The organism is Pseudomonas tohonis (genome assembly GCF_012767755.2).
Taxonomy (GTDB): domain Bacteria; phylum Pseudomonadota; class Gammaproteobacteria; order Pseudomonadales; family Pseudomonadaceae; genus Metapseudomonas; species Metapseudomonas tohonis.
This window is the reverse complement of sequence record NZ_AP023189.1, coordinates 6679461-6700377: the sequence shown is the minus strand read 5'-3', so window position 1 is coordinate 6700377 and position 20917 is coordinate 6679461. Positions and strand designations below refer to the sequence as shown.

The window sequence follows — 20917 nt, the reverse complement described above, 5'->3', positions numbered from 1 at the left end:
CGAGCGAGAAGTCCCCTGGGGAGCCCTCGGGCTCCCCTTTTTTGTCTTTACCCGGGCCGAAATATTTTCAATGGCCGCCATGCAGATAGCCGTCTGGCCGTGCCCCGGCCGTCGACGCCATGCTGGGCGCCCATCAGGTTCAACCCAGGAGGATCACCGATGAAGACCGTTGCCCAGATGCTCCACGCCAAGCCGCTGCAGCAGGTGCACACCGTCACCGCCGAAGTGCCGATGCTCGATGCCCTGCGCCTCTTGGCCGAACACAATATCGGCGCCTTGCCGGTGGTCGAGGATGGCCGCCTGGTGGGCATCGTCAGCGAGCGTGACTACGCCCGCCGTGGCGTGCTGCAAGGGCGCTCGTCGGTGGTCACGCCGGTGCGCGAGTTCATGACCGAGGCGGTGCTGACGGTGAACGGCCGGCAGAGCATCCGCGAATGCATGGCGCTGATGACCGACCGCCACCTGCGCCACCTGCCCGTGGTGGAGGACGGCCAACTGGTCGGCCTGCTGTCCATCGGCGACCTGGTCAAGGAAGCCATCGCCGAGCAGGACGCGCTGATCCAGCACCTGGAGCAGTACATCCGGGGTGAGATGGCCTGAGCCGCCTTGCTGGGAAGCCCGTTGTCACGCCTCGTCTGTACGGCGGCGTGGCACGTCCTGTATGTCCGGCGTTTTGGAGCCTAGGGAGACGAGGCGCTTTCCCGCCTGGATTCGCACGAAGGTTTTGAAGACTTCGTGAACGAGATCGGCCTCGTCCATATCGGGATCGGCCATCTCCAATGCCTGCTGGTAGAGCGCGTCGTCGAGGGTGACTGTGATGCGCATGTTTCGGTCCCTCCTCCGGGCAAGGGTGGACGTCACTCTTTACGTCCACCGGCGGTGCCGACTGGTACTGCGCTGCGGTGGACCGGTGAAGCGGGGTCCACCCTACCGCTGTCGGATGCATATGGCTGGCGGTGATCTGGGCCGCTCTGCGGCCCTTGGCGACTGAAGTCGCCCCTACGGGTTCGTCACTCCGCCCGTTCGCCGCACAAATCCAGGGCGAACCAGCGCTCGACGTCAGCAGGGGCGAGGCCGGCGCCGATCAGGGCGAACAGCTTGGCCAGGGCGGCTTCGCGGGTCATGCCGCCGGCGGAGACCAGGCCGCTGGCCGCCAGCTGGCTGCCGGCGGCGTAGACACCGAACTCGACGTGCCCGGCCGGGCACTGGCTGATCGCCGCCAGCACCACGCCGCGCTGGTGCGCGGCCTTGAGGACGGCCAGCAGCTCGGCGTTGTCCGACGGGCCGGTGCCGCTGCCGTAGCACTCCAGCAACAGCCCCTGCACGCCGGAATCCAGCAGCGCCTGCACATGGCCCGCCTGCAGGCCGGGGAACAGCGGCAGCACCGCCAGGTTCACCGGCACGCGACGGGTGTTGAAGCCGAGCAGGGCGGGCAGGGCGTCGGCGCGCTCGCCGCTGCGCTGGCGCGGCAACACGGTGAAGGCGTCGAAGGCATCGCTGCGCAGCTTGCTCACCCGCGCGCCATGCATCAGCCCGCCGTTGAAATACAGGTGCACGCCCGGCTCCACGCCGCTTTGCAGTGCCGCGAGGGCGCCGCAGAGGTTGGGCCAGGCGTCGCTGCCATCGCAGCCGGCCGGGAGCATGGCGCCGGTCAGCACCACCGGTACGTCCAGGCCCAGCAGCAGGAAGCTCAGGGCGGCGGCGCTGTAGGCCAGGGTGTCGGTGCCATGCAGCAGCAGCACGGCGTCATGGCCGCCCTCGACCACCGCGGCGACGATCTCATCGCGCATGGCCAGCCACTGGGCCTGGGTCATGTTGGCGCTGTCGAGCAGCGGCAGCATCTCCTGGAAGACGAACTGCGGTGCGGGCTTGCCCGCGCTGGCCAGGTGCTCGCGCATGCGCGTCTCGAAGCCGCCGGCGGGCGCCAGGCCCTGGGCCGTCTGCAGCATGCCGATGGTGCCACCGGTATAGAGGACGAAGAGGTTGTTGACTGCGCTCATGCCTTGTCCTGGCTCACTCGGGGAATAAAACGGTGGGCCAGCATAACGCTGAATCCGGCTGCCATCGCGAGCCGATCCCACCAGAAACTGTTGCCTGATACGACGATGCCGCTTCCCCGCAGGGCGGAGAAGCGGCATCCGGTGCAGCGCTCGGGAGCGCTTAGCGGTGGCTTTCCGCCAGGGCCGCAGGGGCCTGTTGCGGGGCTGCCTCGACGGCCGGGTTGGCCGGCCAGGCGGCACGGTCCAGGTCCAGGTCGGCGAACTTGGCGGCGTCGAACACCGGCTGGTCGATACCGGCCTTGCGCTGCTCGTCGTAGTCGCGCATCACCCGCAGGCCGACCTTGATCAGCAGGGCGAGGGCGATGAGGTTGACGAAGGCCAGGCAGGTCATGGTGATGTCGGCGAAGGCGAACACGGTGCCCAGGTTCTGCATCGAGCCCCAGCAGATCAGCGCCAGTACCAGGCCACGGTAGGTCAGCAGGGCGGCGCGGCTGCGGCCGGCGAGGAACTGCAGGGCGTTCTCGCCGAGGTAGTAGTTGTAGAGGATGCAGGTGAAGACGAAGAGGCTCAGCGCGACGCTGACGAAGATCCGGCCCCAGTCACCGACCACGGCGGCCAGGGAGTTCTGGGTCAGGACGATGCCGTCGCCTTCGAAGCCCGGGGTGTAGAAGCCGGACAGCAGGATCAGCAGCGCGGTGCAGGTGCAGATCACGAAGGTGTCGAGGAACACGCTGAACGCCTGGACCACGCCCTGGGCGGCCGGGTGCTTCACGGCGGCCACGGCGGCCACGTTCGGGGCACTGCCCAGGCCGGCTTCGTTGGCGAACACGCCGCGCTTCACGCCCATCACGATGGCGCTGCCGAGCAGGCCGGCGAAGGCGGGCTCGAGGCCGAAGGCGCTCTTGACGATGGTCACCAGCATGCCCGGGACCAGTTCGATCTGGGTGGCGATCACGTACAGGGTCACGCCGATGTAGGCCAGGGTCTTCACCGGGACCAGCAGGTCGGAGACGGAAGCGATGCGCTTGATGCCGCCGATGAACACCAGGCCCAGCAGCACGGCCAGGCCGATGCCGGTGTACTGCACCGGAAGGCCGAAGGCGTTTTCCAGCGAGTGGGTGACGGTGAAGGACTGCAGGCCGTTGAAGGCGAAGCCGTAGGTGACCAGCAGCAGCACGGCGAACACCATCGCCATCCAGCGCAGCTTCAGGCCGTGCTGGATGTAGTAGGACGGGCCGCCGCGGTACAGGCCGTCGCCGTCGGCGCGCTTGTAGACCTGGGCCAGGGTGCACTCGAAGAAGCTGCTGGACATGCCGACCAGGGCGGTCACCCACATCCAGAACACGGCGCCCGGGCCGCCGAGGGTCACGGCGATGCCGACACCGGCGATGTTGCCCGCGCCGACGCGGCCGGCGAGGCTCAGCATCAGGGCCTGGAAGGAGCTCAGCTGGCCGGCCTGGCCACGGATGGACTCCTTGAACACACCGAACATATGGCCGAAATGGCGGAACTGCACGAATCGCGAGCGCAGGGTGAAGTAGGTACCCAGGCCGACGATCAGCACGATGAGCACCTTCCCGGACAGGAAGTCGTTGAGCATTTCGAGCATGGAGAATTCCTCGATTCTTATTGTTCGGACGGTGAACGCCGCGACCCGGTCGCGATCAAGGCGCGCATGTTTGGCCAATGGCCGCCGGTCAGGCAATTTCGCAGGTCGATTCGAAGTGGCGCGAGTTGATGCTATATTCGCGCCGCTCGCATCGGGGGAGTTCAGACCTTGTCGGACAATCTGGGGGAAAACCTCAAGCTGCTCTGCAGCCACTACCGCTCTATCGCGGAGGTTTGCCGCAAGCTGGCGATCAACCGTGCACAGTTCAACAAGTACCTCAGCGGGCAGAGCCGTCCGACGGCTTACAACCTCAAGCGCATCGGTGATTTCTTCGGCGTCGAGGATTACGAGCTGAGCCAGCCGACCGAGCAGTTCGCCCGCCTGATCGGCGCCCGCCGCCGGGAAGGCGATGCCTCCCCGGCCAGCGACCCGCTGCTGGACCTGCTGCGGCCGTTGCGCGAGGAGTCCGGCAACCTGTCGCGCTACTGCGGCTACTACTTCGAATATTCCAACTGCATGTCGGTGCCCGGCACCATCCTGCTGTCGCTGGTGCACCTGTGGGAGGAGCGCGGCACCTTCCTCTTCGAGCGCCAGGAACGCCAGGAGCGCTCCAGCAGCACCGACGTGCAGGCCGAGGACTGGGTGCGCTGCCGCTACCTGGGCGCCGCCTTCCAGTTGCAGGATCGCGTGTTCCTGATGGACTACGAGTCGCTCACCGTCAACGAGATGAGCCAGACCATCCTCATTCCCAGCTTCAAGAGCCGTATCACCCGCCTCAACGGCCTGAAGACCGGCGTCTCCAGCGGCGACCGGCGCAACCCCGCCTGCACCCGCGTGGTGTGGGAATACCTGGGCCCGGAGATCAACCGGGTCAGCGCCTACCGCCAGGTGATGCTGTACCGCCCCGACGACCCGCGCATCGACGCCGACATCCGCCAGCGCCTGGATGTCGCGCCGCTGAAGAACGGGCTCTTCGAGATCGAGTGAGCGCAAGACCGCTGCACCGATGGACCGTCCATTTTCCAATCAAGGACCGAACCTCATGATTTCGCCTTCCCCCTCTGCCGCACGCGGCGCCCTGCTGGCTTCCCTCCTGCTGGGGCTGACCGGCTGCGGTGGCCTCACCGGCAAGGGCTACCTCTTCACCCGCGACAGCCAGCCCCTGCAACTGAGCGACGAGGCGCAACTGCGCCAGGGCCATATCGAGCTGGAGTTCGACCCGGACCCGATGTGGTCCGCCGACCTGCGCCTGCACAACGAACGCAGCGACTTCAGCGTCAGCGTCCCGTCGAGCGCCTATCAGGGCCGGTCCTTCTTCCTCGCCAGCCGGGAGAGCGGCCTGCGCTATGACATCCAGGCGCGCTGGCGCGAATCGAAGGAAGACAAGGTGGAGCGCGACAGCAGCGAGAGCTGCGCCGCGCCCGGCTTCTGCAGCAAGACGGTGCGCCGCCTCAAGTGCGCCGGCAAGACCTACCGCAGCGGCACCGATCGCTACGAGAAACACCTGGGTGACGAAGGCTGCCAGGAGGTGCTGGTGACCGAGAACGGCAACTTCCCCGACTGCCCGGGCACCCGCTCCGTGCGCAACCGCTACCAGATCTACCGGCTGCTGGTGAGCCTGGAGTTCACGGAGCCTACCAACAAGCGCCAGCCGCTGGCCGAGTTCGACGGCGAAAGCCAGCGCAAGGAGCGCCTGCTGGAGACCGTGGCCCAGGGCGCCTGCCGCACCTATTGAAGAAAGCGCTTCCCCGCAGGCGGCGAGTCACCCCATGGCGCCTGAATTCGCAGGTGGCATGGGGTTGGGCCTGGCTCCGCGCGGTGGATGGAAACGCGTTATCCACCCCACGCACCGGGATGCACCTCGGTCCGGGCGACGCTCGATGCCACCTGTGGGAGCGGCTTCAGCCGCGAAGGGCCGCGTTGCGGCCCCTCTGCTTTCAGAATCCCATCTGCCACTGCGCGACGATGGCGTGGTTCTGCGCGTTGCCGCCCAGCTCGCCGCTGTAGCCGAGGCCGATGCTCTGGGTGCTGCTCAGGCCGATGTCGAAGCCGGCGTCGAGCAGCAGGCTGTTGCGGTCCAGGGCGCTGCCTTCGACGCTGAAGGCGCTGCCGCCGCTGAGGAAGGACTGGCGGGTGCTGCTGTCGACGGTGCCGTAGACGTGGCGCCAGGCCACCGAGAGGCGCGGGGTGAAGGCCATGCCGTTGTCCAGGGTATCGAGGCGGGCGATGCGCACGCCGAAGGTGCTGGTGAGGTTGCCCTGGTCCTGGTCGTCCACGTGCAGGGCAGCGGCGCCACCTTTCTCGTCATAGCCGTCGCGGGCGTAGTACTGGTAGCCGACGCCGGCGAAGGGCTCGGCCTGGATGTTGCCGCTGCCCATGGCGTAACCCACCTCGGTGAAGGCCTGGAAGCTCTCGGCGTCGTAGCGGCCGCGCAGGTGGTCGGTGAAGCCGCCGAAGGCCACCTCGCGCTTGCTGTCGCCGTCGTGGCGGCTGTAGGCGGCGCCCAGGCGCAGGGCCAGCGGGCCGTCCTGGCGCAGGCCATAGACGCCCAGGTGCAGGCTGTCGACATCACCCTCGAAGCCGCTGCCGGCCTCCAGGTCGGTGCGCGAATAACCGCCGAGCACGCCCAGGCGCCAGTCGCTGCCCATGGCCCAGTCGGCGCCCACCACGGCGCCCCGGGTGTCGCTGTCCAGGTCGTGGCCGCCCTGGCTGCCGTCGAGGTTGCCGTGGCTGCCCAGGGCCTGGACCCAGAGACGCCCGCGCGCGGACGGGTCGTTGAGGTTGCGGGCATCTGCCGGCACGCCGGTGGCGGCCAGCAGCGGGCCGTCTTCGACGTTCAGCGAACTCTGCAGGTTGCCGCCCAGGCCGCCGCTGAAGGACTGCAGGGCACCGAGCATGGCGCCGCTGACCTGGCTGGTGCTGCCCAGGGTGCTGCCGGCCAGGCTGGCGTTGCTCGGCGCAGCCAGCTGGTTCAGGGCGTCACGGGCTTCGATGCTGCTGCTGGTGACCAGGGCGTTGTACAGCTGCGGGCTGCCCTGGGCGCTGATGCTGCCCGCGACCTTGGCGCCGTTGCCGCTGTCGGCGACATCGGCGAAGGCGACGTCGTTGCGGGTCAGGTCCAGCTCTACGCTGTCGGCTTCGTAGCGCAGGGTCGGGGTGAGGAAGGCGAAGTTGCTGGTGACGCTGGCGAAGCGGCCACTGACGCCGTCGGCGGCCTGGATCACCTGGTAGTGGCGGGTGTTCGGGTAGGTGCCGGCGCTGGCGCGCACCTCCAGGCGGGCGCCGTCGAGGGCCACGTGCCCGTCGGCCTGCAGCGGGCTGTGGCTGCCATCGGCCGCGACGGCGAAGGCCAGGGTGGAGCCGGCGGCCAGGTCGAGGTTATCCACATGGCCGCCGCCGGCGTAGGTGGCGCCCGAGGCGATGCCCAGGGTGCCGCCGATGCGACCGAGGTTGACCAGCTCGGCGCCGGCCAGCACTTCGCCGCCTTCGCTGAAGTCGTCGGTGTCGAGGGTCCAGCGGCCGGCGCTGACCTGCAGCCATTCGAAGTGGGCGCTGTTGCCGAAGCTGCCGCCGCCGACATCGTCCAGGGTCAGCACGTCGCGGCCGGCGCCGCCGTCCACCCGGCCGATGAACTGGCTGTCGCTGCGCAGGGTCAGGCTGTCGGCGCCGCCGCCCAGGTCCAGGGCCACACCGCCGGTGCTGCTGATCAGGCCGCCGTTGATCACGGTGTCGTTCTTGTCGCCGATGATGCGCACGGCATCGCCGCCCAGGCCGAGGATCTGCCCGAAGTTCTCCAGGTGGGTGGCATAGGGCGCGCCGCCGGTGGCGCTGTCGTCGATGAGGATGGCGTTGGCCGCGCCGCTGATGGTGGCTCCGGCGTGGTTGAGGATCGTCCCGCCGCCCATGGCGATGCCTTCGCTGGTGTTGGCCGAGCCGTCCTTGAAGCCGCCGGCACCGGTGCCTTCGATGATGCCGTGGTTGTCGATCCAGCCCTCGCCGTCGATGTCCACGCCGTCACCGTCGCCGTCCGGCACCAGGCCGTTGTAGGCACCGGTGATGCGCCCGTAGTTGGTGACCCGGCCGTTGCCGTCGGAGCCGAAGCCCGAGCCGTTGCGGCCGATGATCACGCCGCCTGCGTAGTTGACCAGTTCGGCGCCGGCGTCGGTGGTGATGCCGTGGCGGCCACCGGAGATGGTGCCGTGGTTCTCCACCTTGCCGCCGGTGGAGGCGTCGAAGTCGATGCCGTCGAACTTGGCGTCGGCGCTGGTCATGTCGCCGCTGCTGATGGTGCCGTAGTTGGTGATGGTGGCGTTGTTGCCGACGCGCATGGCGTCTTCCTTCACACCACGGATCAGGCCGGTGGCGCGGTTGGTGATGTCGATCTGCACGTTGGTCTTGAGGTCCTTGAGCATGATCGCGCGGTCGGTCTGGGAGATGACGGTGCCGGCGTTGTCGATGGTCACGTGGGTGCCGGCCAGGTCGCCGCTGATGCGTATGGCCTGCTTGGAGGCGTCGATGGTGGCGCCCTCGCGGTTGATGATCTGGTAGGTGCGCGAGGGGTTGCTGCCCGAACTGTCGAGGCCGCGATCGCCGGTGGACTTGATCAGGCCGCGGTTGTCGACGATCACCCCGGCGCCGCTGGTGGCGTTCTTCAACTCCACGCTCTTGCCGCTGGTGGTGATGCTGCCGGCGCTGCCCACCTGCAGGGTGGTCTCGCCGGTGAGCACCTGGCCTGTGGTGGTGGCGGTGTCCACGTTGACGGTGGCGGCACCGGCGAGGGAGGAGAAGCCGGTGAGGGCGAGGGCGACGCAGCGGGCGAGCGGAGACAGCGTGCGGTTCATGGCGGCAACCTTGTTCGTGATCTTGTTGATTGGCCGCTGTTTATAAGGAAGAAGTCTTACGGTTTCGTAACAGAAGGGTTACGGGAATAAGGGAGGTTTTGATTCCACTGGCCCAGCATTCGCTGGGATCCGTAGCCCCTAGGATGGGGCGGGGCACCGTTCCGCGAGCGAAGCGAAACCCATGCGGTCGTGGGTTGCTCCGCGATGATGGGTTTCGCTGCGCTCTTAGCCATCCTGCGAGTGTGTTCGTTCGCCTTCAGGCTTTCCTGAAATCCTCCAGGCGGCGCTTCTGCCGGCCGTCGCCATCGAAGTTATCCACAGCCAGCCAGGCCTCGAAGGCATCGCGTATCGCCGGCCATTCCTTGTCGATGATGGAGAACCAGGCGGTGTCGCGGTTGCGGCCCTTGATCACCATGTGCTGGCGGAACAACCCCTCGTAGGTGAAGCCCAGGCGCTCGGCGGCGCGCATGGAGCGGGCGTTGAGGGCGTTGCACTTCCATTCCAGGCGGCGGTAGCCGAGCTCGCTCATGGCCAGGCGTGCCAGCAGCCAGACCGCCTCGGTGGAGGCGGGCGAGCGCTGCATGGGGGCGCCGAAGGCGATGTGGCCGATCTCGATGCAGCCGTCGTTGGGGGCGATGCGCAGGTAGCTGAGCAGGCCTACCGCGCGGCCGCTGGCGCGGTCGATGACGGTGAAGAACAGCGGGTCGCGGCTGGCGGCGTGGCCGGCGAGCCAGGTGTCGAAGGACGCGCGCTCGGGGAAGGGGCCGTAGGGCAGGTAGCTCCACAGCGCCGGGTCGTGGCCGGGCCCTTGCAGGGCGTGCCAGAGATCGTCGCCGTGACGCGCGATGTCCAGTGGCTCCAGGTCTACGTAACGGCCTGCGAGCGGGGCGTGGGCCGGGGCGGGTACGGGGTGCCAGTCGAGTTGCGCTTCCTGGTTCATGGGGTGGGCCTCAGAGGATCTTGCGGTATTGGAGGAAGCCGGAACGGTCGGCGATGCGGTAGTACAGCTGCATGGCGTCGGTGTTGGTCTCGTGGGTCAGCCAGTGCACCCGCGAGGCGCCGGCCGCGCGGGCCTTTGCATAGACGTGCTCGATCAGCGCGCGGCCGATGCCGGCGCCGCGCAGGCCATCCTCCACGTAGAGGTCCTGCAGGTAGCAGTAGTCGCCCACCGTCCAGCAGGAGCGGTGGTAGATGAAGTGCACCAGCCCCACGGCGCGCTCGCCCTGCCAGGCGAGGGCGGCGTGCATGGGTTCGGCGCCGTCGAGGAAGCGCTGCCAGGTGATGGCGGTGGTCTCGGTGGCGATCTCGGTCTTGTAGAAACGCTGGTAGCCCTGCCACAGCGGCAGCCAGGCGGCGTGGTCGGCGACGCCGACCGGGCGGATTTCGAGGGACATGCTGCTTCCTTGTCGTGGTGGGTCAGAGGGAGGGGGCCATGCGCCGGGCCAGCTCGCGATCACGCTCGTCGGTGCTGGCGCCCAGGCCTTCGCGCACGCCGTCCTGGTCGGCCTGGCTGCGGTTCTGGCCGAGCTTCCACTTGCCTTCGATACGACGGATCGGCAGGGCGAAGCCGACGATGGCGCGCAGCATGGCGTCGATGTACTCGCGCGGTGCGTCGCCCAGCGCCCAGGGCTGCGGTCGCCCGGCCTCGTGCCGGTCACTGAGGCGGCCGACCAGGTGCAGCAGGCGCTCGGCGTCGTCGAACACCTCGGCCTGGCCATGGGCGTGCACGGCGATGTAGTTCCAGGTCGGCACCACCTTGCCGTGCTCGGCCTTGGCCGCGTACCAGCTGGGGGTGACGTAGGCGTCCGGGCCGTTGAACACCGCCAGCGCCTCGGCGCCATCGGCGAGTGCGCGCCAGTGCGGGTTGGCCCGGGCCAGGTGGCCGTAGAGCGTGCCGTACTCGCCTTCGCCGGGCTCCAGCAGCAGCGGCAGGTGGCTGGCCACCAGGCCTCCGGCGCCCTGGCAGACCAGGGTCGCCAGGCGGCTCTGGTGGATCTGCAGGTGCAGCTCGGCGAGGTCTTCCTGGCGGAAGGCGGCGGGCAGGTACATGGCGATTCTCCTGGCGTGATGGACGCATGCTAGGCAGGATATTGGTCCGTTGTAAGAGCCATTTCCCGCGACTTTCACAGGGCCAATCCATGCCGATCGCCGTGCCGCTTCCCGTCGATCTATCCGGCATCCGCCTGGATGCGCGCCAGGGCCTGGCCCGCCAGCTCTATGAGAGGTTGCGCGAACGCATCCTCGATGGGCGCCTGCAGGGCGGCACGCGGCTGCCGGCCAGCCGCGACCTGGCAGCATTGCTGGGCATTTCGCGCAACACCGTGACCCGTGCCTTCGACCAGCTCTATGCCGAGGGCTACATCGCGGGGCGCGTCGGCGATGGCACCTACGTGGCCGAGTTATCCACAGCTCCGCGCGCTGCGCCCCCCGTGCCGGTGCGGGCGGCCGCCGGCGAGGCGCTGTCGCGCCTGGCTGCCCACCACCTGAAGCACCCGCTGAGCGGGCCGCCCCGGGCCTTCCGCGTCGGCGTGCCGGCCTTCGACCTGTTCCCCTTCCAGACCTGGGCGCGGCTATCCGCGCGGTTCTGGCGCAAGCCCTCGCCCGCGCGCCTGGGCTATGGCGACCCGGCGGGCGACTGGCAGCTGCGCGAGCTGATCGCCGCCTACCTGCGCAACAGCCGGGGCCTGCATTGCGACCCGGCGCAGGTGATCGTCACCTGCGGCGCCCAGCAGGCCATCAGCCTCTGCGCGCAGCTGCTGGTCGAGCCGGGGGACCGGGTGGCCATCGAGAACCCCGGCTACCGCGCCGCCGGCCATGCCTTCGCCGTGGCCGGCGCGCAGCTCGCCGGCATCCCGTTGGACGCCGAAGGGCTGGATACCGCTGCCCTGGAGCGGGCCGGGGATTGCCGCCTGGTCTACGTCACGCCGTCCCACCAGTACCCCACCGGGGTGACCCTGTCCCTGGCGAGGCGCCTGGAGCTGCTCGACTGGGCGGAGCGCCACGACGGCTGGATAGTCGAGGACGACTACGACGGCGAGTACCGCTACAGCGGCACGCCCCTGGCCCCCCTGGCGGCGCTGGACCGGCAGGGGCGGGTGCTCTACGTCGGCACCTTCTGCAAGATCGCCTTCCCGGCGCTGCGCCTGGGCTACCTGGTGCTGCCGCCGGCGCTGGTGGAGCCCTTCGCCCGGCGCCGTGCCCTGGACATGCGCCACTCGGAGATCGGCACCCAGGCGGTGATGGCCGAGTTCATCGCCGCCGGGCACTTCCAGCGGCACATCCGCCGCATGCGCGCCGCCGCCCGCAGCCGCCGCGATGCACTGCTGGCGGGCTGGCCTGTGGATATCCCCGGTTGCGCCCCGATGCCGGCCGTGGAAGCCGGGCTGCACCTGTGTGTGCGGGTTGCGGGTCTCGCTCGCGAGCGCCAACTGATCGCGGCGGCCGACAAGGCCGGTGTCGAGCTCACCGGGCTCAGCAGCTACTGGCTGCCGGGGGACGAGCCGCCTGTGGATAACCGTGCGGGGCTGGTGCTGGGCTTCGCCGCCGTGCCCGAGGCGGAGATCGCCAAGGCGCTGGCGGCGCTGCGCAAGGCGTGGAGGCTGTAGGGGCGAATGCATTCGCCCAGGGCCACCCGCACGGTTATCCCGGCCGAGGGTGGTGGTACTTGTGGGAGCGGCTTCAGCCGCGAGAGTCGTGCAGCCCGCCGGACATCCCCAAGGTGGCTGCGGCTCCATCGCGAATGAATTCGCTCCCACGGGGTGAGCAGCGGTGCTGGGATCGGCTCCGCTCGGTGGATAAAAGAGCGTTATCCACCCTACATCCGGAGAGGAGCGGTGCCAGGGGTGTAGGGTGGACCGCGCTTTATCGGTCCACCGTTTCGGCGTCGAGGTTGGCTCCGATTCACCGGCGCTTGCTGTGCTTTTCGTGGGAGCGGCTTCAGCCGCGAAAGGGGTGCAGCCCGCTGGATAGTCTCAGGTGGCTGCGGCTCCATCGCGAATGAATTCGCTCCCACTGGTGAGCAGCGGTGCTGGGATCGGCTCCGCTCGGTGGATAAAAGAGCGTTGTCCACACTACGCAGCGGGATGGTGCGTACGGGCACCATGCGCCCGGGGGTAGGGTGGACTGCGCTTTATCGGTCCACCGTTTCGGCGTCGAGGTTGGCGCCGATTCACCGGCGCTTGCTGTGCTTTACGTGGGAGCGGCTTCAGCCGCGAAAGGGGTGCAGCCCGCGGGATAGTCTCAGGTGGCTGCGGCTCCAGCGCGAATGAATTCGCTCCCACGGGGTGAGCAGTGGTGTTGGGATCGGCTCCGCTCGGTGGATAAAAGAGCGTTATCCACCCTACAACCGTAGAGGAGCGGTGCCAGTGAAGCTTGTGGATAACCGCTTTTCCACAGGCAAAAAAAAGGATGGCGGGCGCCATCCTTGAAGGATGAAGGGGCTGGGCCCCTCCTGGTGAGTCGGGTGTCGCGTCAGGCCTTCAGGGGCACCAGGCGCGGGGCGATCATGTTTTCCGGGCGGAGGATGTCGGCGAGCATGGACTCGTCCAGCAGCTTCTCCTCGCGCACCAGTTCCAGCACGCCGCGGCCGCTGACCAGCGCTTCCTTGGCGATGCGGGTGGAGTTCTCGTAGCCGATGTAGGGGTTCAGCGCGGTGATCAGGCCGATGGAGTTCTCCATCAGCGCGCGGCAGTGGGCTTCGTTGGCGGTGATGCCGACGATGCAGTGCTCACGCAGCATGTCCATGGCGCGTTGCAGCAGGCGGATCGAGTCGAAGATCTTGTAGGCGATCAGCGGCTCCATGACGTTCAGCTGCAGCTGGCCGCCTTCGGCCGCCAGGGTCAGGGCGAGGTCGTTGCCGATCACTTCGAAGGCGACCTGGTTGACCGCTTCCGGGATCACCGGATTGACCTTGCCGGGCATGATCGAGCTGCCCGGCTGGCGTGCCGGCAGGTTGATCTCGTTGATGCCGGTGCGCGGGCCGCTGGAGAGCAGGCGCAGGTCGTTGCAGATCTTCGACAGCTTGACCGCGGTGCGCTTGAGCATGCCGGAGAAGAGCACGAAGGCGCCCATGTCCGAGGTGGCCTCGATCAGGTCGGCGGCGGGTTTCAGCGGCTGGCCGCTGATGGCGGCGAGGCGCTCGACGGCCAGGTGCTGGTAGCCGGGGTCGGCGTTGATGCCGGTGCCGATGGCGGTGCCGCCCAGGTTGACCTCGGTGAGCAGTTCCGGCGCCAGGCTGCGCAGGCGGCCGAGGTCTTCACCCAGGGTAGTGGCGAAGGCGTGGAATTCCTGGCCCAGGGTCATGGGCACGGCGTCCTGCAGCTGGGTACGGCCCATCTTGAGGATGTGCGAGAACTCGACGCCCTTGGCGGCGATGGCCTGGATCAGGCTGTCGAGGCTGGCCAGCAGCGCGTCGTGGCCGAGCAGCAGGCCCAGGCGGATGGCGGTCGGGTAGGCGTCGTTGGTGGACTGCGCCATGTTCACGTCGTTGTTCGGGTGCAGGTACTTGTACTCGCCCTTCTGCTTGCCCATCGCCTCGAGGCCGATGTTGGCGATGACCTCGTTGGCGTTCATGTTGGTGGAGGTGCCGGCACCGCCCTGGATCATGTCCACCACGAACTGGTCGTGGAAGTCGCCACGGATCAGGCGGGCGCAGGCCTCGCTGATGGCGGCGTGCTTCTCGGCATCGAGGTGGCCGAGCTGCCTGTTGGCATCGGCGGCGGCCTGCTTGACCATCGCCAGGGCGATCACCAGTTTCGGGTAGTGCGACAGGGGCACACCGGAGAGGCGGAAGTTCTGCACGGCGCGCAGGGTCTGGATGCCGTAGTAGGCATCGGCGGGGACTTCGAGGGTGCCGAGCAGGTCTTTTTCGACGCGGAAGGATGCAGCGGAGAACATGATGTAATACATCTCGGGAAGGACACGGCCAGTGCCGCGATGCCCAATAGACTAAGCTTCCAGCCTTTCGTCGACCAATGCTGTTATCCGCTGGGTCATGCATAAACGGCATAATGTGGCCGTGACCCGCTTCGTTCGAGAAGCGTGTGCACCAAAATCGGGCAAGGGGCCGAGATGAACCTGGAAACCAAATGGCTGGAGGACTTCGTCGCCCTGGCCGCCACCCGCAGCTTTTCCCAGGCGGCGGAGAAGCGCTTCGTCACCCAGCCGGCCTTCAGCCGGCGCATCCGCAGCCTGGAGTCGGCCCTGGGGCTGACCCTGGTGAACCGCTCGCGCACGCCCATCGAACTCACCGAGTCGGGCCAGCTGTTCCTGGTCACGGCGCGCAGCATGGTCGAGCAGATGGGCGAGGTGGTGCGCCACCTGCACCACCTGGAAGGCCAGCAGGGCGAGGTGCTGCAGTTCGCCGCCGCCCACTCCCTGGCGCTGGGCTTCTTCCCGCAGTGGATCGCGCGGCTGCGTGGCGAGGGCCTGAACATCGCCAGCCGGCTGATCGCCACCAACGTCGGCGATGCCGTGCACTCCCTGCGCGAGGGCAGCTGCGACCTGATCCTGGCCTTCTACGACCCCGACGCCTCCCTGCAGATGGACCCGGAGATCTTCCCCTCGATGCACCTGGGCAGCACCGAGATGCTGCCGGTGAGCGCCGTGGATGCGCATGGCGAGCCGCTCTACAGCCTGGAGAGCGGGCAGAGCGTGCCGTTGCTGGCCTATACCGCCGGGGCTTTTCTCGGGCGCTCGGTGAACCTGCTACTGCGCCAGCGCGCGCTGCGTTCCACCACCGTCTACGAGACGGCCATGGCCGACAGCCTCAAGAGCATGGCGTTGCAGGGCATGGGCGTGGCCTGGGTGCCGCGCCTGAGTGCGCAGGCCGAGCTGGCGCGCGGGGAGCTGGTGGTGTGCGGGGGCAGCCAGTGGCATATCCCGCTGGAGATCCGCCTGTACCGCTGCGCCCTGGTGCGCAAGGCGTCGATCCGCCTGCTGTGGCGCAAGCTGGAAGGCGGGGCGGGCAGCGAGGGCGCGACCCCGGCCTGAGCCGGGGCCGCGTTGCGGTCACATCTGCAGGACGACGCGGCCCTCGATCTGGCCGGCGCGCATGCGGTCGAGGATGGCGTTGATGTTGTCCAGGCGGTCGGTGCTGAAGGTCGAATGCACCAGGCCTTCGCCGGCGAAGTCGAGCGCTTCCTGCAGGTCGGCACGGGTGCCGACGATGGAGCCGGTGATGCTGATGGCCTTGAGCACCACATCGAAGATGGGCGTGGGGAAGTCGCCCGGCGGCAGGCCGACCAGGGCCACGGTGCCGCCACGACGGGCCATGCCGATGGCCTGGCCGAAGGCGCTGTTGGACACCGCGGTGACCAGCACGCCGTGGGCGCCGCCGATGTCGCGCTGGATCACCTCGGCGGGGTTCTCGTTGCGGGCATTGACCGTGAGGCTGGCGCCGAGCTTGCGCGCCAGGTCGAGCTTGGCGTCGTCGACGTCGATGGCCGCCACGTGCAGGCCCATGGCGCGGGCGTACTGCACGGCCACGTGGCCGAGGCCGCCGATGCCGGAGATGGCCACCCACTGGCCGGGGCGCGCGCCGGTGACCTTGAGGCCCTTGTAGACGGTGACGCCCGCGCAGAGGATCGGCGCGATCTCGGCGAAGCCGACGTTCTTGGGCAGCAGCCCGACGTAGTTGGGGTCGGCCAGCACGTATTCGGCATAGCCGCCGTTCACCGAGTAGCCGGTGTTCTGCTGGCCTTCGCAGAGGGTTTCCCAGCCGGTCAGGCAGTGTTCGCAGCAGCCGCAGGCGGTGTACAGCCAGGGCACGCCGACGCGGTCGCCTTCCTTGACGCGGGTGACCCCGGCACCCACCGCCGCCACGTAGCCGACGCCTTCGTGGCCGGGGATGAAGGGCAGGGCGGGCTTGACCGGCCAGTCGCCCTCGGCGGCGTGCAGGTCGGTGTGGCAGACGCCCGAGGCCTCTATCTTCACGAGGATCTGGCCGGGGCCGGGGAGCGGGACCTTCACCTCTTCGATCCGCAACGGTTCGCCGAAGGCGTGGACGACGGCGGCTTTCATGGTCTGGTTCATGGCATGCACCTCCTGGAAAAGGAGCCTGGAGTGTGCACCCGCAAGCCAGGCCGCCCCTTGCTCCAGGGCAATTTCCGGGCGCCTTGGCGAGCCGCTGGACGGACGGTAGGCAAGGGCGGGCTTTGCGTTATACTGCGCGGCCTTCGGCCGGCAGCGCACGCCGGCCCACATCGCAGACAAGCCACGCACTATGCGTGGCTTGTTGGTTTTTCGACCCTTGATGAGGCACGACGATGAGCGCACTGGTAGGCGTGATCATGGGCTCCAAGTCCGATTGGAGCACCCTCAGCCACACCGCCGAGATGCTGGACAAGCTGGGCATCCCCTATGAAGTGAAGGTGGTCTCCGCCCACCGCACCCCGGACCTGCTGTTCCAGTACGCCGATGAGGCCGAGGCCCGTGGCATCCAGGTGATCATCGCCGGTGCCGGCGGTGCCGCCCACCTGCCGGGCATGTGCGCGGCCAAGACCCACCTGCCGGTGCTCGGCGTGCCGGTGCAGTCGTCCATGCTCTCGGGCGTCGACTCGCTGCTCTCCATCGTGCAGATGCCGGCGGGCATCCCGGTCGCCACCCTGGCCATCGGCAAGGCCGGCGCGGTGAATGCCGCCCTGCTGGCCGCCAGCATCCTCGGCCACCAGCACCCGCAGTACCACGCGGCGCTGAAGGCCTTCCGCGACGAGCAGACCCGCTCGGTGCTCGACAACCCGGACCCGCGTGAGGCCTGACCCATGAAGATCGGCGTGATCGGTGGCGGCCAGCTCGGCCGCATGATGGCCCTGGCGGGCACCCCGCTGGGCATGGACTTCGCCTTCCTCGACCCGGCCCCCGACGCCTGCGCCCAGGCGCTCGGCGAGCACATCCGCGCCGACTACGGCGACCAGGACCACCTGCGCCAGCTGGCCGACGAAGTGGACCTGGTGACCTTCGAGTTCGAGAGCGTGCCGGCCGAGACCGTGGCCTTCCTCTCCCAGTTCGTGCCGGTCTATCCCTCGGCCAATGCCCTGCGCATCGCCCGTGACCGCTGGTTCGAGAAGTCGATGTTCAAGGACCTGGGCATCCCCACCCCCGAGTTCGCCGATATCCAGTCCCAGGCGGACCTGGACGCCGCCGTGGCCGCCATCGGCCTGCCGGCGGTGATGAAGACCCGCACCCTGGGCTACGACGGCAAGGGCCAGAAGGTCCTGCGCACCCCGGTGGACGTGGCCGGCGCCTTCGCCGAGCTGGGCAGCGTGCCCTGCATCCTCGAAGGCTTCGTGCCCTTCACCGGCGAAGTGTCCCTGGTGGCGGTACGCGCCCGTGACGGCGAGACGCGCTTCTACCCGCTGGTGCACAACACCCACGAGAACGGCATCCTGCGCCTGTCCATCGCCAGCACCGACCACCCGCTGCAGGGCCTGGCCGAGGACTACGTCGGCCGCGTGCTGCGCGAGCTGGACTACGTCGGCGTGCTGGCCTTCGAATTCTTCGAAGTGGACGGCGGCCTGAAGGCCAACGAGATCGCCCCGCGCGTGCACAACTCCGGCCACTGGACCATCGAAGGCGCCGAGTGCAGCCAGTTCGAGAACCACCTGCGCGCCGTCGCCGGCCTGCCGCTGGGTTCCACCGCCAAGGTGGGCGAGAGCGCCATGCTCAACTTCATCGGCGAAGTACCGTCGGTGGAGAAGGTGATCGCCGTCGGCGACTGCCACCTGCACCACTACGGCAAGGCCTTCAAGGCCGGGCGCAAGGTCGGCCACGCCACCCTGCGCAGCGCGGACCTGGCGACCCTGAAGGCGCGCATCGCCGAGGTCGAGGCGCTGATCGCCGGCTGAACCCCGGTGGCTGCTTCCAGTCTGAAAAAGGGCGTGTCCACGGACACGCCCTTTTTTCATTCAGGAGTAAATGCCATGGGGCTCATCGGAACCATCTTCATCGGCCTGATCGTCGGTCTGGTCGCGCGCTTCCTCAAACCCGGCGACGACAGCATGGGCTGGATCTGGACCATCCTCCTGGGCATCGGGGGCTCCGTCGCCGCGACCTACGGCGGCCAGGCCCTGGGCATCTACCAGGCCGGCGAGGGTGCCGGCTTCATCGGTGCCGTGGTCGGTGCCGTCATCCTTCTGGTGATCTACGGCGCCATCAAGAAGAGCTGAGGGGCTGGGAACCGGGAACGGGCGCCGCTAGTCTTGGCGCCTGTTTCTTTACGTGAGTCCTGCCCGATGCGCCGCGCCCTGCTTTTCTCCCTGCTGCTGTGCAGCACCCTGGCCCATGCCCGGCTGGAGCTGCCGGAAACCGACTGGCTCGAGCTGATGCCCCCCGAGGACCGCAAGGCCCTGGAGGAGATGCCCGAGATCAGCCACGACACCCCGGAGGCGGATGGCACCTTCGGCAACAAGGGTGGCCTCAAGCAGCAGGACAAGGACCTGCCGGCGGTGATGTATTCGGCGAAGACCGTGGCCAGGCTCAATGGCCAGAAGATCCGTATCGGGGGCTATCCGGTGCCGCTGGAGACCGACGCCAAGGGGCGCGGCACGCTGTTCTTCCTGGTGCCCTACCCGGGCGCCTGCATCCACGTTCCGCCGCCACCGCCGAACCAGATCGTGCTGGTGCGCTACCCCAAGGGCGTCGCGCTCGACGATATCTACACCCCGCTCTGGGTCACCGGCACGCTGAAGGTGGAGTCGGTCAGCAACGATCTGGCCGATGCCGCCTATGCGCTGGATGCGGGCGAGGTGAGGGTGGTGCGGGACGAGGATATCCAGTGAGTCGGCGTTCGGGTGGCGCGCCCCGCCAATACCGGGTCGAGCCATCACAATGTGCCGCGTTTGGCTCCGCCTGGTGGAGGTAGAAAGCGACCTCCACCCTACACAACGGACACGTCCGAGCCTATGCAGGGGCGACTTCAGTCGCCAAGCGCTTCGCTCCACAGGCTGACGGCCATGCCGTGGCTGGCGCCGGGCTGCAGCAGCAGGGCGTCGTCCAGCACGCGGGCGGTTTCGATGCAGAGCATGCGCTGCCAGGCGTCGTCGGCGAACTGGGAGAGACGGGCGGCCTTGTCGATCCAGGGGTTCCACACCACCGCCGAGGCGGAGTCGCTGGCTTCGATCAGCACCCGGCGCTGCCAGGCCTGGTCGCGGATGGCCAGGCGGGACGGGGTGCCCAGGTAGATGCGGTCGGTCTCGCCGGCGAAGCCGACATCGCCTTGCTGGACGCGGCGCTCCCAGCCTTCCAGGGTCTCGATGTAGTCGCAGCCGTCCAGGCCTTCCACATGGGCCTGGTGGATATCGCCGACGGCGAAGTAGCTGTGCAGCGCCTGGGTCAGGGCCAGGGGCGCGGTGCCGCGGTTGCGGGTTTCCAGTTTCAGGTGCAGGCGCTGGTCGAGGCGGATCTCCAGGCGCAGCTCGGCGTCGCCGTTCCAGCCGGGCAGGGGCGTGCGGCGGCTGTCCCAGGACAGCACCAGGCGCGCCGCGCCCTCCAGGGCCTCGACGCTTTCGAGTTCCCAGTCGAGGCTGCGCACGCCGCCGTGGGCCGGGGCCTCGCTGTCCGCCGGGTAGTGCGCCTGCACGTCCAGGGGGTTGCGCCGCAGGTCGCCGAACCAGGGCCAGCACACCGGCACGCCACCGCGCACCGACTGGCCGCGCTTGAACGCCGCCTGCTCGCTGAGCCAGATCAGCGGCTCTTCGCCGTTGCGCTGGTAGCTCAGCACCTGGGCGCCCTGCTGGGCCACCAGCAGCTCCGCGTCGGCGGTGCGCAGGCGCCAGCACGCCAGTTCGTCCATCTCGATCCGCTCGATCTGCGGAACCTTGCTTTCGCTGTTCATCCGGGGGCTCCTGGGCCTGTGGCTGCTTGCCGTCTGCATTGGGCAGGGGCGGGCCGGCGGGGTTCCCCGAAACCGGCGAATGCGTGAGCAATATCGGGAAGAGGGGGCGTTCGCGGCTGCGGCGCCCCTCGTGCGGCTCAGCCGCGGCGCGGCGGAACGGGGCGGGTGCGACCGCTGCCGTCGATGGCGACGAAGACGAACACCGCTTCGGTGACCTTGCGCCATTCACTGGAGAGCGGGTCGTCGCTCCATACCTCGACCAGCATCTGGATCGAGCTGCGGCCGATCTCCAGTGCCTGGGTATAGAAGGAGAGCTGGGCGCCCACGGCCACCGGGACGAGGAACGCCATGCGGTCGATGGCGACGGTGGCGACGCGGCCGCCGGCGACCTTGCTGGCCATGGCGGTGCCGGCGAGGTCCATCTGCGAGACCAGCCAGCCGCCGTAGATGTCGCCGAAACCATTGGTTTCGCGCGGAAGCGCGGTGATCTGCAAGGCCAGGTCGCCCTGGGGAGTCAGGTTTTCTTCTTCTTCGATCTCGATCATGCCTGGGGTGCCTCTGCCCCTGTGCTGCTCTGGATGGCTTCAATGGACGGGGAAGGACAAGGTGCCCTGCAAAGTTCCCCCTGCGCCCGCCG

The 20917-nt window shown here is 68.4% G+C and carries 20 protein-coding genes; 9 read left to right on the top strand and 11 right to left on the bottom strand.

Translation table 11 applies throughout. The features are described 5' to 3' along the window. Positions 1–159 precede the first annotated feature (159 nt). Positions 160–600 carry a CBS domain-containing protein gene (locus HSX14_RS30470; protein ID WP_173178175.1) on the top strand — a complete coding sequence of 147 codons (441 nt, stop codon included), beginning with the start codon at positions 160–162 and terminating at the stop codon, positions 598–600. Positions 601–624: 24 nt separating this feature from the next. On the opposite strand, the gene HSX14_RS30465 is transcribed toward HSX14_RS30470, so the two are convergent. From HSX14_RS30465 to HSX14_RS30455, 3 genes are all read right to left on the bottom strand, one after another. Beyond that, positions 625–825 (bottom strand): type II toxin-antitoxin system VapB family antitoxin, encoded by a 201-nt coding sequence (locus tag HSX14_RS30465; RefSeq protein ID WP_173178176.1) that lies wholly within the window; start codon positions 823–825, stop codon positions 625–627. Between the two features lie 185 nt (positions 826–1010). Next, positions 1011–2000: an asparaginase gene (locus tag HSX14_RS30460; RefSeq protein ID WP_173178177.1), complete on the bottom strand. Its 990-nt coding sequence runs from the start codon at positions 1998–2000 to the stop codon at positions 1011–1013. A 160-nt stretch (positions 2001–2160) separates the two neighbouring features. Next, the gene (locus tag HSX14_RS30455) at positions 2161–3609 is read right to left on the bottom strand and encodes an alanine/glycine:cation symporter family protein (protein ID WP_173178178.1); all 1449 of its coding nucleotides are present in this window, start codon (positions 3607–3609) and stop codon (positions 2161–2163) included. A 168-nt stretch (positions 3610–3777) separates the two neighbouring features. Between HSX14_RS30455 and HSX14_RS30450 the strand changes: the two genes are divergently transcribed. Beyond that, positions 3778–4596 (top strand): helix-turn-helix domain-containing protein, encoded by an 819-nt coding sequence (locus tag HSX14_RS30450; protein WP_173178179.1) that lies wholly within the window; start codon positions 3778–3780, stop codon positions 4594–4596. Between the two features lie 55 nt (positions 4597–4651). Further along, positions 4652–5344: a hypothetical protein gene (locus HSX14_RS30445; protein WP_173178180.1), complete on the top strand. Its 693-nt coding sequence runs from the start codon at positions 4652–4654 to the stop codon at positions 5342–5344. A gap of 202 nt (positions 5345–5546) precedes the next feature. Here the strand turns inward: HSX14_RS30445 and HSX14_RS30440 are convergent, their stop codons facing one another. From HSX14_RS30440 to HSX14_RS30425, 4 genes are all read right to left on the bottom strand, one after another. Further along, on the bottom strand, positions 5547–8450 hold the full coding sequence (locus HSX14_RS30440; RefSeq protein WP_173178181.1) for an autotransporter family protein: 2904 nt from the start codon (positions 8448–8450) through the stop codon (positions 5547–5549). Positions 8451–8706: 256 nt separating this feature from the next. Then, positions 8707–9390: a GNAT family N-acetyltransferase gene (locus tag HSX14_RS30435; protein WP_173178182.1), complete on the bottom strand. Its 684-nt coding sequence runs from the start codon at positions 9388–9390 to the stop codon at positions 8707–8709. A 10-nt stretch (positions 9391–9400) separates the two neighbouring features. Further along, positions 9401–9844, bottom strand: coding sequence for a GNAT family N-acetyltransferase (locus HSX14_RS30430; RefSeq protein ID WP_173178183.1), 444 nt, complete (start codon positions 9842–9844; stop codon positions 9401–9403). A gap of 22 nt (positions 9845–9866) precedes the next feature. Beyond that, complete coding sequence (locus HSX14_RS30425; RefSeq protein WP_173178184.1) at positions 9867–10499, bottom strand: FMN-binding negative transcriptional regulator; 633 nt, start codon at positions 10497–10499, stop codon at positions 9867–9869. An 89-nt stretch (positions 10500–10588) separates the two neighbouring features. Between HSX14_RS30425 and pdxR the strand changes: the two genes are divergently transcribed. Beyond that, positions 10589–12055, top strand: coding sequence for a MocR-like pyridoxine biosynthesis transcription factor PdxR (gene pdxR, locus HSX14_RS30420; protein WP_173178185.1), 1467 nt, complete (start codon positions 10589–10591; stop codon positions 12053–12055). A gap of 865 nt (positions 12056–12920) precedes the next feature. On the opposite strand, the gene HSX14_RS30415 is transcribed toward pdxR, so the two are convergent. Continuing rightward, positions 12921–14345: an aspartate ammonia-lyase gene (locus tag HSX14_RS30415; protein ID WP_173178186.1), complete on the bottom strand. Its 1425-nt coding sequence runs from the start codon at positions 14343–14345 to the stop codon at positions 12921–12923. A 174-nt stretch (positions 14346–14519) separates the two neighbouring features. Between HSX14_RS30415 and HSX14_RS30410 the strand changes: the two genes are divergently transcribed. Then, complete coding sequence (locus HSX14_RS30410) at positions 14520–15440, top strand: LysR substrate-binding domain-containing protein (protein WP_173178187.1); 921 nt, start codon at positions 14520–14522, stop codon at positions 15438–15440. 18 nt (positions 15441–15458) lie between these two features. Here HSX14_RS30410 and adhP read toward each other — a convergent pair whose 3' ends face one another. Beyond that, a complete protein-coding gene (gene adhP / locus HSX14_RS30405; RefSeq protein ID WP_173178188.1) occupies positions 15459–16481 on the bottom strand; it encodes an alcohol dehydrogenase AdhP in 1023 nt (340 codons plus the stop codon). 233 nt (positions 16482–16714) lie between these two features. Between adhP and purE the strand changes: the two genes are divergently transcribed. The 4 genes from purE to HSX14_RS30385 all read left to right on the top strand — a co-directional run bounded on the left by purE (position 16715) and on the right by HSX14_RS30385 (position 19225). Continuing rightward, entirely contained in the window at positions 16715–17206 is a 492-nt protein-coding gene (gene purE, locus HSX14_RS30400) for a 5-(carboxyamino)imidazole ribonucleotide mutase (protein ID WP_111263329.1), read from the top strand. A 3-nt stretch (positions 17207–17209) separates the two neighbouring features. Further along, complete coding sequence (locus HSX14_RS30395) at positions 17210–18292, top strand: 5-(carboxyamino)imidazole ribonucleotide synthase (RefSeq protein ID WP_173178189.1); 1083 nt, start codon at positions 17210–17212, stop codon at positions 18290–18292. Positions 18293–18367: 75 nt separating this feature from the next. Further along, positions 18368–18613 (top strand): GlsB/YeaQ/YmgE family stress response membrane protein, encoded by a 246-nt coding sequence (locus tag HSX14_RS30390; RefSeq protein ID WP_173178190.1) that lies wholly within the window; start codon positions 18368–18370, stop codon positions 18611–18613. Positions 18614–18679: 66 nt separating this feature from the next. After that, complete coding sequence (locus HSX14_RS30385) at positions 18680–19225, top strand: DUF3299 domain-containing protein (protein ID WP_173178191.1); 546 nt, start codon at positions 18680–18682, stop codon at positions 19223–19225. Positions 19226–19362: 137 nt separating this feature from the next. Here HSX14_RS30385 and HSX14_RS30380 read toward each other — a convergent pair whose 3' ends face one another. Further along, the gene (locus HSX14_RS30380) at positions 19363–20280 is read right to left on the bottom strand and encodes a D-hexose-6-phosphate mutarotase (protein WP_173178192.1); all 918 of its coding nucleotides are present in this window, start codon (positions 20278–20280) and stop codon (positions 19363–19365) included. A gap of 137 nt (positions 20281–20417) precedes the next feature. Next, positions 20418–20825 carry an acyl-CoA thioesterase gene (locus HSX14_RS30375; protein WP_111263325.1) on the bottom strand — a complete coding sequence of 136 codons (408 nt, stop codon included), beginning with the start codon at positions 20823–20825 and terminating at the stop codon, positions 20418–20420. Positions 20826–20917: the final 92 nt, after the last annotated feature.